Source organism: Planktophila warneckei (SeqCode), from assembly GCF_965234675.1.
GTDB classification, from domain to species: domain Bacteria; phylum Actinomycetota; class Actinomycetes; order Nanopelagicales; family Nanopelagicaceae; genus Planktophila; species Planktophila warneckei.
On sequence record NZ_OZ248350.1, the window covers coordinates 1,109,645 to 1,122,946 of the forward strand.

Consider the following 13,302-nt stretch of genomic DNA (forward strand, 5'->3'; position numbering starts at 1 on the left):
GGAACATTGCTAACTTACCTCTAATCTTGTCCCCTATCCATACGGAAGTGGTAACACTTTGGTAAGGATTTGCGGGAGTGGTGAAATGGCAGACACGCAGGTCTTAGGAACCTGTGTCTTCGGACGTGCGGGTTCAAGTCCCGCCTCCCGCACACAGCTATAAGCAAGAAGTTAAAGTTAACTCATGGCAAAAAAGTCACCAGCCAAAATCAAAATGGAAGCCGCTGAAATAAAGCGCGCCGCTGCTGCTCGCCGTGAAGAGAAGAAAATAAAGAATGTCTGTGCCGTGACTAATGGCGATGTTGATCTGGATTACTACGCATCCGTTGATGGGGCGTGGGTTGATATCGGACTTGCTGCTCCCGCTCGTCGCGCCTTAATTGATGATGGAATGTTCAAGTTATCTGATTTACGAAAGACCTCATTAGATGCCGTTAAAGAGTTGCATGGCATGGGGCCAAATGCGATTCGAATTTTGATCAACGAAATGAAGAAAGCAGATCTTTCCTTTAGGAAATGAAGCTGGTGCAAGTAATTACTTAATTCGCTGGAGCATTACCTTCATCTGTTCGATCTGCGCAGTCTGCAAAGTGACTATGTCCTGGCCAAATTTTTTGATTGTTGAGTTTGTGGCATCTTCAATCATTTGAGTCATATGCAAGGCTCCATCATGATGGCCTGTCATTCCAAGTAACCACAAACGATCAAATTCAGAACCTGTAACTGATTTCAATCCAGCAAGCTCTGCTTCATCAAGCATTCCACCCATTTGACCATCCATAGTGTGGCCCATTTCCAAACCAGCGCCAGCTTCCTTAAGCCATTGCTTCATTTGAACAATTTCATCTGCCTGACCATCGCGAATAGCGGTTGCTAAAGCCAATAATTCTGCATCCTTGCTTTTTGTTAGAGCCAAATTCGAAATATCTACCGCTTGTTGGTGATGAGGAATCATCATCTGCAGAAACATAATGTCCGCGCCAGTTAAGTTACCGTTCTCGCGGCTTTCGTGGGAACCCATCATGGATGAATGGCCCATTCCAAAGAATCCATTGTGATCCTTCGACATTGCACTCATCGCGATGATTACGCCAACGAGAACAAGAATAATCGTGCCTAAGATTCCGGTCTTTTTATCAATATTTATCTGCACGGTTTGCTCCCTAGAGTTGTAACAACTGTACTTCCTGCGAAAGTTTTGCGCATTGCGAGCCTGCAACATGCAAATAGTTCGCAACTTTTCATTTGTATATTGATGTGATTGAGTTTGCCCTGTTCACGAGTCCTACGTACTAGCCCCGGCTTAGTAGGCGGCAACCCTCCAACGCGGTGGGGTGCTCCGGGTGACGAACTGGTCAGGAAACTGACAAGCGCGGTATTGATTAATTAGTTAAAAATTTCTAATTGATTACCTACCTTCGTTTGCAGCTGAATGACACCTACTGCGATGGAGAGATAACAATGTCTAACAACTGGTCCTTTGAAACACTGCAGATTCATGCAGGACAAACACCTGATCCAACAACTGGTGCACGCGCATTGCCGTTGTATCAAACAACTGCATACCAATTCCGTGATACAAAGCATGCAGCCGATCTATTTTCATTAGCTGAACTTGGAAATATCTACACCCGAATCATGAACCCAACGCAAGATGCTGTTGAACAGCGTATTGCCGCACTTGAAGGTGGCGTTGCCGCTCTTCTAGTCGCATCAGGTTCTGCCGCAACTACCTTTGCGATTCTTAATGTTGCAGAGGCTGGCGATCACATTGTTTCTAGCCCAAGCCTTTACGGTGGAACCTACAACTTGTTCCACTACACACTTCCAAAGTTTGGCGTTGAGGTTACTTTCGTAGATGACCCAAGCGATCCTGAAAGCTGGCGCAAGGCTGTTAAGCCAAATACAAAGGCGTTCTTCGGTGAGACAATTGCTAACCCAAAGAATGAAGTTTTGGACATAAAGACAGTTGCAGATGTTGCTCATGAAGTGGGTGTTCCACTAATCGTCGATAACACCGTTGCTACCCCGTATTTGATTAAGCCAATCGACTTCGGTGCTGACGTAGTTATCCACTCTGCAACTAAGTTCTTGTCAGGTCACGGAAACGCTGTAGTCGGCGCGATCGTTGATGCAGGAACCTTTGATTATGCAAAGTACCCAGAAAAGTTCAAGGGATTCAATGAACCAGATCCAAGCTACAACGGCATTGTGTACGCACAGGCTCTTGGAGTTGGTTCTGCCTTTGGTGCAAACCTTTCTTACATCTTCAAGATTCGTCTGCAACTGCTTCGTGATGTAGGAGCTGCAGTTGCTCCATTTAACGCATGGTTGCTTGCTCAGGGACTTGAAACATTGTCACTTCGAATCGAGCGTCACATTGAAAATGCCAAGGCGATTGCTACCTGGCTTGAAGCACATCCAAGTGTTTCCAAGGTTAACTACGCATCTCTTGCTTCATCACCATGGAACAAGTTGGCAACTAAGTACGCACCAAAGGGATCAGGGGCGGTTCTCTCCTTTGAACTTAAGGGCGGCGTTGAAGCGGGTAAGAAGTTTGTTGAATCACTGAAGTTGTTTAGCCATGTGGCAAATATCGGAGATGTTCGATCACTTGTTATCCACCCAGCAACTACAACTCACTCACAGCTTTCAGCTGATGAGCAGCTAGCAGCAGGTGTTACTCCAGGTTTGGTTCGCTTGAGCCTTGGCCTAGAAAACATCGACGATCTAAGGGCTGATCTTGAGATTGGTTTTTCTGCAGCTAAGTAACCGCACCAAGAATTAGAAAAAGGCCCCGACAGTCGACCATCGGGGCCTTTTTCTAATTCTTACAGTTAATTGCTGAATGCGTAGGCAATCAAAAGAACTCCGAAGGCACCTAACAAAAACTTGATCTCACGGCGGGCTAGAACCTTTAACGCCGCTGGCACAAATGTTGCGCCAATAATCAGTGCGCCAGGAATAAAAATTAATGCGCTATGTGAAGCGATATTTGGCTGACCCCATTGGTATCGAAGATTAATAAGCCCACACGCAAAGAGCAGGTAGCCGCCCATGCGATAGTTATTGATCCAGATATTTTCAGCAGCGTTATTTTCTTTTGAGGTGTTGTCCATTGGAAGAGTCTAGAAAGCCAAACAGGAGTGCCGCTTTCGCGACACTCCTGTTTCTTAGGATTCTTAAGTTAGATCCTAATTACTTTCGTAATTAGTGATCGTCCTTCATGCCTTCTGCCATTGACTTCATGCGAGCGATCTTCAGAATTGTTAGACCGAATACGCACTTAGCTAATACGTCAGCGATTGTGTAACCAACCTGCACGCCAACGAACTGCTCTGCAGTTGCATCTCCACCCATTCCTAGGATGTATGAGATTGGGTATACGCCCCATGTCGCAACTAGAAGTAGACGCAAACGACCGATAGTCGCTGCAACACCTTCTGGCTGACGATCTAGTGACTTACCGAGCTCTACGAACAATACGTACAGGATGTACAAGAATGGAATTGTTGATAGAACACCGTAAAGAACCTGTGTGTTCTGATCATTTGAAATTTCACCTGGGTAACCAAGCGCGATCATCGCAGCTGATGCTGGGACCAAACGCATGATTAGTGAGCGAGAAACTTCCTTAGCTAGTGCTAGTACTGCAATTACTTCTACTAGTAGTAGAGGCACAGTTAGTAGCCAGTCAACATAGCGGTATGCCTCATTGAATGAGCCCTGAGCACCGGAGATATTTACAGTCATATCTGCAGATGATTCATTGAATGAGTTGAAAATACGTAGGTAGTGGTAACCAGCAATGAATGTAACCATTGATGACATCACTAGTGCGTTGCGGTACTTAGCTAGTACGCGCTGTTGTGAAACGAGGGTGTAGATCGTGCATGCGAGCATTGAAACAAGTCCAAACGAGAATACGTTGTAGACCAGGTTCCACTGGTTGCTATCGAGTTTCAGCATTTATATATGCCTCCGTGAGGTTTTGTGGAGAGATCATTCGACCTCTGAAGTCTTCAGTCCACGGGAACCTCGAGGAGCCTCGTTGACCTTCGACAGTGATTAGTGTGAACCTGTTGCAAGGTGTTTGCACCTCGAAATGGGCAATTTCGTGACGATATCTTCTCCCTCAAAACTCAGAATGAGCGTAAAAAATGGCCAGGACCGAGGTTTCCACCCCAGCCCTGGCCACTTTAGGCAAAGCTACTTACTGACCTTCCCAGCGCTTCATTTCCGCTGCAAATGGGTCAAGACCCATTGGACCAAGCTTTAAGGCGTAGTTGTGGAACTTCTTCATGTTGAAGTTAGAGCCCAAACGAGCCTTCGCATCTTCACGAGCTGTCATCCAGACGCGCTCACCCACCTTGTAGGAAATCGCCTGGCCTGGCCAGCCAAGGTAACGATCAGTTTCGCTTCGTGAATGATCCTCATCTAGAAGTGCCTGCTCATTCAAAAGCTTGCGTGAACTTTCAGCGTTCCACACAACACCGTTGTCATCCTTGTATCCAAGATGCATTCCAATATCAACAACGATACGTGCGGCACGTAGTGCTTGCGCAGATAGGTAACCCATTTCAATTCCTGGCTCATCAAATGCACCAAGTTCATTCATAAAACGTTCTGCGTACAGCGCCCAACCCTCACCGTAACCGCTGATCCATGCTGCTTGGCGTTGGAATCGTGTTAAGCGATCCTTTTCGATTACAGCTGTACCAAATTGCAGATGGTGGCCCGGAACCGCTTCGTGGTACCAAGTAGAAACAAGGTGCCAGTTGCTGACATCGTTCTTGCCCAACATTGGAATCCAAGTTGTTCCTGGACGTGAAAGATCTTCTGATGGTGGGTTGTAATAAGGAGCAGATGCGCTACCTTCTGGCGCAAGGCGTGCTTCGCAAATTGCAACGCGTGGATCAATGTCGAAGAACTCGCCATTTAGTCGCTTCATCGCTGCATCAGTAAAATCTTGCAGATACTTAACAACATTTTCTGGCCCAACAACCTTGTACTTAGGGTCGTTATCAAGAGTGTCTGCAACCTCGCGAAGTGTCTTTGCAGATGGGTTAATTAACTTAGCAAGCTCCCACATACGATCATTGATCGCCTTGAGCTCTGCCTTGCCCCATTCATATGTTGCAGGAAGATCTAATTGCGCACCTGTGAAGTATCGTGCCCACACTGCATAACGATCCGCGCCAACCGCATCATTAGGTGTTGCGATTGGAAGGTACTTTGTACGTAAGAATTCAGCAGCCTCGGCAGATGCTTTTTCAGCAAGCTTTGCAGATTCATGCATCGCTGGATACTTTCCATCTGCATCAAAGTTCTTGCACATCGCGCTGTAGCCACCATTTGCATAGCTATCAAGCTGAGCGATTACGCCATTAACCTGACGCTGAGCAGTTGTTTTTCCTGCCTTTGCCACTGTCATGATTGTTTCGCACCATGACTTATAAGCGCCATCGACAGCTGCTAAGCGCTTGGCAATATTGTCGAAATCTTGCGCGCTGTTCTTTGGCATTAACTCAAAAATTGAACGGACATTTGATGGTGGAGATGTAAGCACATTCCACAAAACAAATGACTCTTGGCTGTCGTGAAGAGCAAGTCCTGATTCAAGACGTTCCGTCATTACAGCCTTTGCAATTCGATCGATCTCATCAATCGGTTCCATCGCTGACAACTTCTTTAAGGTCTCGCGGGTTAGATTTGCACTCACTTCGGCTGCTGCAATTGAGAAGTCATCTAACTTGTCCTGGTTCAAACCATTTCCAAGATAGGTACATCCCATTGGGCTTAGGGCAGCCTCTTGATCGATATAAACATCGCTGATTTCAAATATGGGTGATCTATGTGTCATGGCGCAAGTTTGGCAGTGGGGGCAGCCTTTGTCCACGGTTAATTAGCTGAAAGTGCCCTATGCTTAACAGATGAGTCAGACACCAGTTGCCCCACCAAAGCTTCGTGGCTGGTTTCATCTCGGTGCAACCCCGGCGGTCATAATCGCATCGCTTGTCCTATTTATATTGAGTAAGGAATCACTAAAGTTCGCGGTTGCGATTTATTCGATTACCGCAATTATGTTGTTTAGTGTTTCAGCGATTTATCACCGCGTCCCATGGATACCGGCCAAGAAAAAGATTTGGCGTCGTTGGGATCATGCAAACATTAATTTATTAATTGCAGGTTCCTACACACCATTTGCTGTTGCTTTGCTCGAAGGTCGCGATCGCACAATCCTTTTATCTGTTGTGTGGATCGGTGCTGCGATTGGTGTTGGTCTTCGAGTATTTTGGATCGGCGCACCACGTTGGTTATATGTAGCTAATTACTTATTGCTCGGTTGGGTTGCAGTTTTCTACACACCTGCTTTATATCGCGCGGGTGGTTTATGGGTATTACTTCCGATTGCTATCGGCGGGCTTTTCTATTCAGTAGGCGCAATCTTCTACGCGCTTAAGCGCCCAGGCCGCGAGGCTAAGTACTTTGGCTTCCATGAGCTGTTCCATATCTTTGTTTTAGCAGCGTGGATTAGTCAGTACATCGCAATTTCAGTCGCGATTTACAGTAAGTAAGCGTTTGCTCTAACCTAGGGCACCCCTAGAGATTTGAAATACGAGCAGCGAGGTTAGACATGGCCGAGAAGAAGAGCTTCCTTAACTGGGTTGGCTTTAGCGGAGAAGATGAGTCTTCCAAAGTACCTTCATCTGTCGATCGTATTCGCGAACTTGAAGCACAGATCGCAGATCTGAAGTCTCGTCGCGACATCACTGGCTTAACAAAAGAAGAGTTTGAAATCCTCGCAACTGAGACAGCGATGTCGATGATTAAATCTGCGCAGGCTCGCGAAAGTAAGGCGCAGGCTGCCGCATCTCGTTTAGTTGCTGAAACAACACGTGCAACAAAGGAAGAGCTAGAAGCTGCAGATGCAAAGGCACGTCAAATTCTTAGCGGAGCAGAAACGCGTGGACGAAAGTACATCCAAGCCGCTGAAACAGAAGCAGAGGAAAAGCTTGCGTTAGCTGAATCAGAGGCAGAAGCGCTGATGGAGAGTAAGAAGCGCGAGATTTCAACACTTGCAACAGCCGCTCGTCGCGAAGGTGAACGCATCATCACTGAAGCAACAACTGAAGTTTCTGGTTACCGTCAATGGTTATCTGGTGTTATCTCTGAAGCAGAGCGTTTGTATCGAATTCAAAAGCAATCATTAGATGCTGCAGAGTCTGCGATTCAGCAATCTCGTAACCGACTAGATGGTGCCTTCCAACGTCTGGAAGAGTTACAAAAGAGTGTGTTAGATAACCTCAATGCAGATGACACCTTAATAAACCCAGGTCCACTTAAGGTTTCAAGTCAGCGCACACGTCCGGCACTTGATGCTCCACGAAAGACAGTTAAGAAAACAGCGAAGAAGGCTGCAAAGAAAGCTCCTGCAAAAAAGAGCGCAGCTAAGAAATCTCCAAAACGTTAATTAACAGAATTTAAATACTCATGGCCACTCCCCGAGGCATCCGATACATACCTGCCATCGATGGCTTGCGTGCCGTAGCTGTAATTGCGGTGATGCTGTATCACCTTGGTTTTAAGTGGATTCCTGGTGGTTTCTTAGGTGTAGACCTCTTCTTTGTAATCTCTGGCTATGTCATTACGCGCTTACTGTTGGATTCAATTCAACGTAGCGGTGGCTTAGATCTTCGCGCCTTTTATGTTGCACGCGTTAGACGTTTACTTCCGCCACTAGTTTTCATGATCATCACAACAACCGTTGTTGTTGGATTATGGGCGCCCGACACAATGCGCAGATTCTTGGGTGACACTCCATTTGCATTATTCGGTGGAATGAACTGGTGGTTGGTATTTCGTCATACCGATTACTTCGAGGCAATTGGTCGACCACCGCTATTGCAGCACACATGGTCGTTAGGTGTTGAAGCTCAGTTCTACTTACTGTGGCCGTTGATTCTTCTATTGGTACTGAAGTACTTCGGCAAGAACAAGATCCCTGGCGCAGCCCTATTAATCGCCGCTTTTTCAGGCATTGCCTTACTAGTTGTTTCACTACAAGTGGATGCTGCAAGTGCATCACAGGTTAGCCATGTGTACTTCGGAACAGATACTCACAGTATTGGTTTGTTCTTAGGCGCAGCACTTGCGGTTAGTTGGATCCCGCAAAACTTGCAGGAAACTGTTAGTAAGAAGGCGCAAGATTTTATTGACGGAATCGGTGTTATAGGTCTGCTCGGAATCATTGCTTGTTTCCTCTTTGTTGATGAAACAGATCCAACTCTGTACAAACTTGCCTTCCCATTAGCCGGAATCTTTGGTTGCGCAATTATTACCTCGATTGTTCACCCTGCTTCGCGCTTTGCTCCGATTTTAAGTAGCAAACCCTTTGTATGGATCGGTGAACGTTCATATGCAATTTACTTGTGGCACTGGGTGGTTTTTCAGGTAACGCGACCTAATTACGATCTTGAAGGCTCTGAATGGGCTTTGTATGCACTGCGTATTCTTATTGTTTTCGCACTTGCTGATATTTCGCTACGTTTAGTGGAACTTCCAGTACGTACCGGCTTAATTGATTATTGGTTTAAAGGTATGAAGTACCGCACCAAGCGGGTACAACTTCGCCAAAAAGCTGGCGTAATTCTGATTGTGTTATCCGTTGCAACTCTGACCGCCACCGCTGCAACAAGTGCGATCGCTAAAGGTGATCGTCAGCTTGCAGAGCTAAAGGAACAACTTGAACAACCAACATCAACACCTGAAATTAAGGAGGGCGGACTTTGGGTTACGGGCGATTCAGTAATTCTTGGGATTCGATTTGAGTTAGATACTCGCCAACATATCGGTTTAATCAACGCTCGAGTTGGTCGGCAAGCACCTGAACTTCTAGAAGTTATTAAGCATGACAAGCTCAATATGCAAGGCTCAACTATTGTTTTGAATCTTGGTAACAACAACAAGTTAACCGAGGAACAAGTTGCCACAATCTTTGAGGCAATTGCAGATCAACCAAGAATTGTTGTTGTAAACACCGCTGTTCCTCGTGGCTGGCGCGATGAGAACAACGCACTCATTGCTCAATATGCAGCTCAGTACGGTGCTCAATTAGTGGATTGGGCCGCTGTCTCAGATGGTCATCCTGAGTACTTTGGACCAGATGGCGTGCACTTAGTTCCAACAGGTGTTCGTGCATATGTGGATGCGATCACCAGTAAGTTGTAAAAGTTTTCGATATAAAAAAGCCCCCACCAATCGGTGAGGGCTTTTTTACTTAATTACAGATTTACTTGAACTCTCCTGGAATTCCAAAAGCTGTAGCTGATGCAGTCTGTCCATCTGAGTACACAGATGAAACGCGGAATTGAGTCCATCCTGAATCACTTGCCTTTGTAACATTCTGAGTTAGTTGATCAGCTGGAACAGTTGCAATAACTGTCCATTCGCCTGTTCCGTTTGCACGAATTTCAACGTTATATCCTGTTAATCCATCAACAGCCATCGGAGCAACCCAGCGAAGCTTCAAGCCATCTGCGCTCTTGAGAGCAACAAACTTTGTTGGAGCTTCAACTGCTGCAACTGCAGTACCAGTTGACTCTGTTGCTGATGGTTCAGCTGAAGCACTTGGCTCTGCTGATTGTGAGATTGATGGTGCAGGACCTGCAGCATCATCTGAATCTGTTCCGGCCGACTTTGACCAAACGATCGCAACCAATACTGCGATACCGATTACAACAAACCATGCTGTGCGATTAGAAGTTGATTGCTTAGGTGCAGCAACAGGCTTTGCAGCTGCAGGTGCTGCAACAACTGGCTTTGCAACTACCGCTGCTGGTGCAGATGTAACGGCAACCGCTGCCTTCTTAACAACGCGCTTTGCAGGTGCCTTCTTCGCTACCTTTTTAACAGCAGCTTTCTTTGCAACCTTCTTTGCGCTCTTCTTTGCTACAGACTTCTTAGCGACCGCCTTCTTCGCAGTCTTCTTAACTGCAGCTTTCTTTGCGGTCTTCTTAACAACCTTCTTCTTGGCAACAGGCTTCTTCGCTGCTGTCTTCTTAACTACCTTCTTCTTAGCCACTGCTTTTTTAGCTGGTGACTTCTTCGCAGCTGTCTTCTTTGCAGGAGACTTCTTTGCTGCTTTCTTTGCGGTCTTCTTAACGGCCACGTCGAACTCCTTATGTTGCGGTACGCACGTAATTAACGTGCGTTATAGGGTCAAGGCTACCCCAGGCTCCCAAGCAATTGGATGACATGAGGTGCAATAGAACGAAGTGATTTTCCACGGTGACTGACTAAATCCTTTTCCTCTGCGCTCATTTGTGCGGAAGAAATACGCAACCCCAGCGGCTGGAAAATCGGGTCGTAGCCAAAACCATTCTCGCCCACTGGGGCGTGAAGAATATGGCCTTCAAATCGACCTTCCGCCACCTGTTCGCGGCCATCGGGCAATACCAAGGAAGCAACACACATGAAGTGCGCAGTGCGCTTTTCATCTGGAACATCTTTGAGTTGAGCTAAAACCTTTTCGAGGTTTGCTTGATCATTTCCATGTTCACCTGCCCAGCGCGCAGAAAAAATCCCAGGATCTCCATTTAATGCATCAACACATAACCCTGAATCATCTGCAATTGCAGGTAATCCAGTTGCTTGGCTGGTGTAACGCGCCTTGAGCAAAGAGTTCTCTTCAAAGGTCGAACCAGTTTCCTCGACATCAACTAAATCCGGAAATTGATCAACACCAATTAATTCAATCGCACCTGGAGCTAATGCATCCAGAATGCGACGGAACTCGGTGATCTTTCCTTGATTACGTGTTGCTAAGACAAGTTTGTGCGACATTACTTCGCAAGCACATCTTTCTGAAGTTGGCTAAGTGTTGAACAACCAGCTACAGCTAAATCAAGAAGTTGATTCAGCAGTGCGCGATCAAATGGTTCACCTTCGGCTGTTCCCTGAACTTCAATAAAGCGTCCATCGCCTGCAACAACAACATTCATATCGGTACCAGCGCGAACATCCTCTTCGTAACAAAGATCAAGCATCGGAACGCCATCAATAATTCCAACACTTACCGCTGCGACTGAATCATTGAGTGGCTTTGCGCTTTCCTTAATGTGTCCTTGTGACTTTGCCCAAGCGATTGCATCGGCAAGTGCAACATATGCACCTGTAATTGCGGCGGTACGTGTTCCACCATCTGCCTGCAATACATCGCAGTCGATAACAATTGTGTTTTCGCCAAGTTCCTTCATATTTACTACTGCACGCAAAGAACGACCAACAAGGCGTGAAATCTCTTGTGTACGTCCGCCTAACTTTCCTTTAACACTTTCACGATCAGAACGTGTGTGGGTTGCGCGTGGAAGCATTGAGTACTCAGATGTAACCCATCCATTACCGGTGTCCTTTAGCCAACGAGGAACACCTGGAGTAAATGAGGCAACGCACAAAACGCGGGTCTTGCCGAACTCAACTAAAACTGAGCCTTCAGCATGATCTAACCAACCACGAGTGAATTTAATCTCGCGAAGATCATTTACCGTGCGTCCATCATTGCGTGCCATTCATTGCTCCTTTAGTTATTAAAACCAATTGGTTATAGCGATTGGTGTTCGACCTTAGTTACCTCTGGACCTAGAAAACGTCGAGCTAAGGTTTCGAATGCCTTTGCATCACCGGTTGCTAAGAATCTATGTGTTGCTGGCGTAGAACTTTGCGGGCGCAATGAGCCGTTTTCTACAAGTGTTCGATACAAATCTTTTGCCGTTTCTTCAGCACTTGAAACTAAGGTCACGCCTTCGCCCATTACATAGGAAATAACTCCGGTAAGTAATGGGTAGTGCGTACAACCCAATACCAAGGTGTCGACCTTTGCATCCATGACAGGTGCTAGGTATTCGCGTGCAACCTTTGTAATTTCAGCTCCAGAAGTTTCTCCGCGTTCCACAAATTCAACAAACAGCGGGCAGGCAATTGAAGTTATGTTCAACTGTGGTGCTGCCGCAAATGCATCCAAGTAAGCCTTTGAATCGATAGTTGCGCGGGTTCCGATCACTCCAACATTTCCAGATCGAGTTGCAGCAACTGCACGTCGAACCGCTGGTTGAATAACTTCGATAACAGGAATTGAGTAACGTTCACGGGCATCTCGCAGCATTGCTGCAGATGCGGTGTTGCATGCGATGACAATTGCTTTTACACCTTGTTCGACTAGGTAATCCATTGTTTCAAGTGCGAATTCGCGAACTTCAGCAAGTGGTCGTGGACCATATGGACCACGCGCAGTATCGCCAATATAAAGAGTGGATTCATTGGGAAGTTGATCGAGGATTGCACGAGCAACGGTTAAACCGCCGACTCCTGAATCAAATATTCCAATAGGTGCATCACTCACAGGCTTAGCCTACCTTGAGCATGCGCAGTAATCAGCAAGTGAACTATTGAGAATCATCCATAAGCGCAGAAATTAAACTCTCTTGCAGCCAACCTAGCCAGCTATAGACCGCATAAACAGCACGCATTGGGTCATCTGGTGCCAATAGTTCCAAATCTTCATGTGAATTTTCTTCAACCTTTAATCGCACGCCCAATGCAAGACGAACATCATTCATCGCTCCTAACCACGCATTTGCACCATCGTGATCCAATTCGATTTCACCATTTATCGCTTCTTGTAAGTGCATCCGCATCGCCATTGCATGGGCTTGTTTCTTTTGTCGCAATGTTGATTCTGTGTAACGACGAAACTCTGATGCATCTACTTGATCGGCATATGCGTTAGGCAGAAGTCGAAGTAGGACTTCATCTTCAGGTGGGGTGTCATGAACAGTAATTCCAACCATCGCTGCAAGTGGATCATCGTTGTGGTGATCAACCCGCTCTGCCAATAGTTCGATGATTTGCTGAACTAAATTAGTAAGCACTTCACGTTCTGCTTCGGAAAATTTAGCTAGGTATGAGTTATCTCCATGCCGAAAGAATCCATGCTCGTTATCTGTCATAGCGCCTGATCGCCTCGCTGAAGCGTTGCCCATAAACCATATTCATGTAGCCGAGCAACATCATGCTCCATCTCTTCGCGGCTACCAGTAGATACAACCGCTTTCCCTTCGGTGTGTACCTTCATCATTAACTCATGAGCTTTTTCTTTGTTGTATCCAAAGAGCTCCATCAATACATATGTCACATAGGTCATTAAGTTAACGGGGTCATCCCACACAATAGTTACCCAGGGAATATCACCGTTGAAGATCGCTTTGAGCTCTTCTTCAATCTTGTCGTTGAGTTTGACCATGA

Annotated in this window: 15 protein-coding genes, 1 tRNA gene and 1 riboswitch; of the genes, 6 read left to right on the forward strand and 10 right to left on the reverse strand. The window is 46.3% G+C overall.

Features of this window, described 5'->3' with window-relative positions; genetic code table 11:
• Nucleotides 1–71: 71 nt before the first annotated feature.
• Nucleotides 72–152, forward strand: a tRNA-Leu gene (locus tag AC8GFU_RS05775).
• 32 nt (nt 153–184) lie between these two features.
• Nucleotides 185–520 (forward strand): helix-hairpin-helix domain-containing protein, encoded by a 336-nt coding sequence (locus AC8GFU_RS05780; protein WP_506626197.1) that lies wholly within the window; start codon nt 185–187, stop codon nt 518–520.
• Between the two features lie 15 nt (nt 521–535).
• On the opposite strand, the gene AC8GFU_RS05785 is transcribed toward AC8GFU_RS05780, so the two are convergent.
• Nucleotides 536–1,153, reverse strand: a complete 618-nt coding sequence (locus AC8GFU_RS05785) for a DUF305 domain-containing protein (protein ID WP_506626198.1) — start codon at nt 1,151–1,153, stop codon at nt 536–538.
• A 121-nt stretch (nt 1,154–1,274) separates the two neighbouring features.
• Nucleotides 1,275–1,379, forward strand: a riboswitch (SAM riboswitch).
• Nucleotides 1,380–1,461: 82 nt separating this feature from the next.
• Here AC8GFU_RS05785 and AC8GFU_RS05790 point away from each other — a divergent pair.
• Complete coding sequence (locus tag AC8GFU_RS05790; RefSeq protein ID WP_506627174.1) at nt 1,462–2,772, forward strand: bifunctional o-acetylhomoserine/o-acetylserine sulfhydrylase; 1,311 nt, start codon at nt 1,462–1,464, stop codon at nt 2,770–2,772.
• A gap of 65 nt (nt 2,773–2,837) precedes the next feature.
• On the opposite strand, the gene AC8GFU_RS05795 is transcribed toward AC8GFU_RS05790, so the two are convergent.
• From AC8GFU_RS05795 to AC8GFU_RS05805, 3 genes are all read right to left on the reverse strand, one after another.
• The gene (locus AC8GFU_RS05795) at nt 2,838–3,119 is read right to left on the reverse strand and encodes a hypothetical protein (RefSeq protein WP_506626199.1); all 282 of its coding nucleotides are present in this window, start codon (nt 3,117–3,119) and stop codon (nt 2,838–2,840) included.
• Nucleotides 3,120–3,210: 91 nt separating this feature from the next.
• Complete coding sequence (locus tag AC8GFU_RS05800) at nt 3,211–3,969, reverse strand: bacteriorhodopsin-like (protein ID WP_506626200.1); 759 nt, start codon at nt 3,967–3,969, stop codon at nt 3,211–3,213.
• A 244-nt stretch (nt 3,970–4,213) separates the two neighbouring features.
• On the reverse strand, nt 4,214–5,863 hold the full coding sequence (locus tag AC8GFU_RS05805) for a DUF885 domain-containing protein (RefSeq protein ID WP_506626201.1): 1,650 nt from the start codon (nt 5,861–5,863) through the stop codon (nt 4,214–4,216).
• A gap of 70 nt (nt 5,864–5,933) precedes the next feature.
• Between AC8GFU_RS05805 and trhA the strand changes: the two genes are divergently transcribed.
• From trhA to AC8GFU_RS05820, 3 genes are read left to right on the forward strand one after another with little or no spacing between them, the layout of a single operon-like run.
• On the forward strand, nt 5,934–6,578 hold the full coding sequence (trhA, locus tag AC8GFU_RS05810) for a PAQR family membrane homeostasis protein TrhA (RefSeq protein WP_506626202.1): 645 nt from the start codon (nt 5,934–5,936) through the stop codon (nt 6,576–6,578).
• Between the two features lie 59 nt (nt 6,579–6,637).
• Complete coding sequence (locus AC8GFU_RS05815; protein WP_506626203.1) at nt 6,638–7,474, forward strand: hypothetical protein; 837 nt, start codon at nt 6,638–6,640, stop codon at nt 7,472–7,474.
• A 20-nt stretch (nt 7,475–7,494) separates the two neighbouring features.
• Nucleotides 7,495–9,231 (forward strand): acyltransferase family protein, encoded by a 1,737-nt coding sequence (locus AC8GFU_RS05820; RefSeq protein WP_506626204.1) that lies wholly within the window; start codon nt 7,495–7,497, stop codon nt 9,229–9,231.
• A gap of 61 nt (nt 9,232–9,292) precedes the next feature.
• Here AC8GFU_RS05820 and AC8GFU_RS05825 read toward each other — a convergent pair whose 3' ends face one another.
• Genes AC8GFU_RS05825 through clpS form a run of 6 tightly spaced genes read right to left on the reverse strand, consistent with a single transcriptional unit; the run spans nt 9,293 to nt 13,300 of the window.
• Entirely contained in the window at nt 9,293–10,171 is an 879-nt protein-coding gene (locus AC8GFU_RS05825) for a hypothetical protein (protein WP_506626205.1), read from the reverse strand.
• Between the two features lie 56 nt (nt 10,172–10,227).
• A complete protein-coding gene (locus tag AC8GFU_RS05830; RefSeq protein WP_506626206.1) occupies nt 10,228–10,845 on the reverse strand; it encodes an XTP/dITP diphosphatase in 618 nt (205 codons plus the stop codon).
• Complete coding sequence (rph, locus tag AC8GFU_RS05835; RefSeq protein ID WP_506626207.1) at nt 10,845–11,570, reverse strand: ribonuclease PH; 726 nt, start codon at nt 11,568–11,570, stop codon at nt 10,845–10,847. Before rph ends, AC8GFU_RS05830 begins: the two co-directional genes overlap by 1 nt.
• A gap of 32 nt (nt 11,571–11,602) precedes the next feature.
• Nucleotides 11,603–12,400, reverse strand: a complete 798-nt coding sequence (murI, locus tag AC8GFU_RS05840) for a glutamate racemase (RefSeq protein ID WP_506626208.1) — start codon at nt 12,398–12,400, stop codon at nt 11,603–11,605.
• Nucleotides 12,401–12,443: 43 nt separating this feature from the next.
• Nucleotides 12,444–13,007 carry a DUF2017 domain-containing protein gene (locus tag AC8GFU_RS05845; RefSeq protein WP_506626209.1) on the reverse strand — a complete coding sequence of 188 codons (564 nt, stop codon included), beginning with the start codon at nt 13,005–13,007 and terminating at the stop codon, nt 12,444–12,446.
• Nucleotides 13,004–13,300: an ATP-dependent Clp protease adapter ClpS gene (clpS, locus tag AC8GFU_RS05850; RefSeq protein WP_506626210.1), complete on the reverse strand. Its 297-nt coding sequence runs from the start codon at nt 13,298–13,300 to the stop codon at nt 13,004–13,006. The genes AC8GFU_RS05845 and clpS overlap by 4 nt, the downstream gene beginning before the upstream one ends.
• Between the last annotated feature and the right edge of the window lie 2 nt (nt 13,301–13,302).

What these genes read in the sequence shown, in the direction of transcription:
- AC8GFU_RS05780 (WP_506626197.1), top strand. Translation starts at nt 185, where the DNA reads ATGGCAAAAAAGTCACCAGCCAAAATCAAAATGGAAGCCGCTGAAATA.
- AC8GFU_RS05790 (WP_506627174.1), top strand. Translation starts at nt 1,462, where the DNA reads ATGTCTAACAACTGGTCCTTTGAAACACTGCAGATTCATGCAGGACAA.
- AC8GFU_RS05795 (WP_506626199.1), bottom strand. Translation starts at nt 3,119, where the DNA reads ATGGACAACACCTCAAAAGAAAATAACGCTGCTGAAAATATCTGGATC.
- AC8GFU_RS05800 (WP_506626200.1), bottom strand. Translation starts at nt 3,969, where the DNA reads ATGCTGAAACTCGATAGCAACCAGTGGAACCTGGTCTACAACGTATTC.
- AC8GFU_RS05805 (WP_506626201.1), bottom strand. Translation starts at nt 5,863, where the DNA reads ATGACACATAGATCACCCATATTTGAAATCAGCGATGTTTATATCGAT.
- trhA (WP_506626202.1), top strand. Translation starts at nt 5,934, where the DNA reads ATGAGTCAGACACCAGTTGCCCCACCAAAGCTTCGTGGCTGGTTTCAT.
- AC8GFU_RS05815 (WP_506626203.1), top strand. Translation starts at nt 6,638, where the DNA reads ATGGCCGAGAAGAAGAGCTTCCTTAACTGGGTTGGCTTTAGCGGAGAA.
- AC8GFU_RS05820 (WP_506626204.1), top strand. Translation starts at nt 7,495, where the DNA reads ATGGCCACTCCCCGAGGCATCCGATACATACCTGCCATCGATGGCTTG.
- AC8GFU_RS05830 (WP_506626206.1), bottom strand. Translation starts at nt 10,845, where the DNA reads ATGTCGCACAAACTTGTCTTAGCAACACGTAATCAAGGAAAGATCACC.
- rph (WP_506626207.1), bottom strand. Translation starts at nt 11,570, where the DNA reads ATGGCACGCAATGATGGACGCACGGTAAATGATCTTCGCGAGATTAAA.
- AC8GFU_RS05845 (WP_506626209.1), bottom strand. Translation starts at nt 13,007, where the DNA reads ATGACAGATAACGAGCATGGATTCTTTCGGCATGGAGATAACTCATAC.
- clpS (WP_506626210.1), bottom strand. Translation starts at nt 13,300, where the DNA reads ATGGTCAAACTCAACGACAAGATTGAAGAAGAGCTCAAAGCGATCTTC.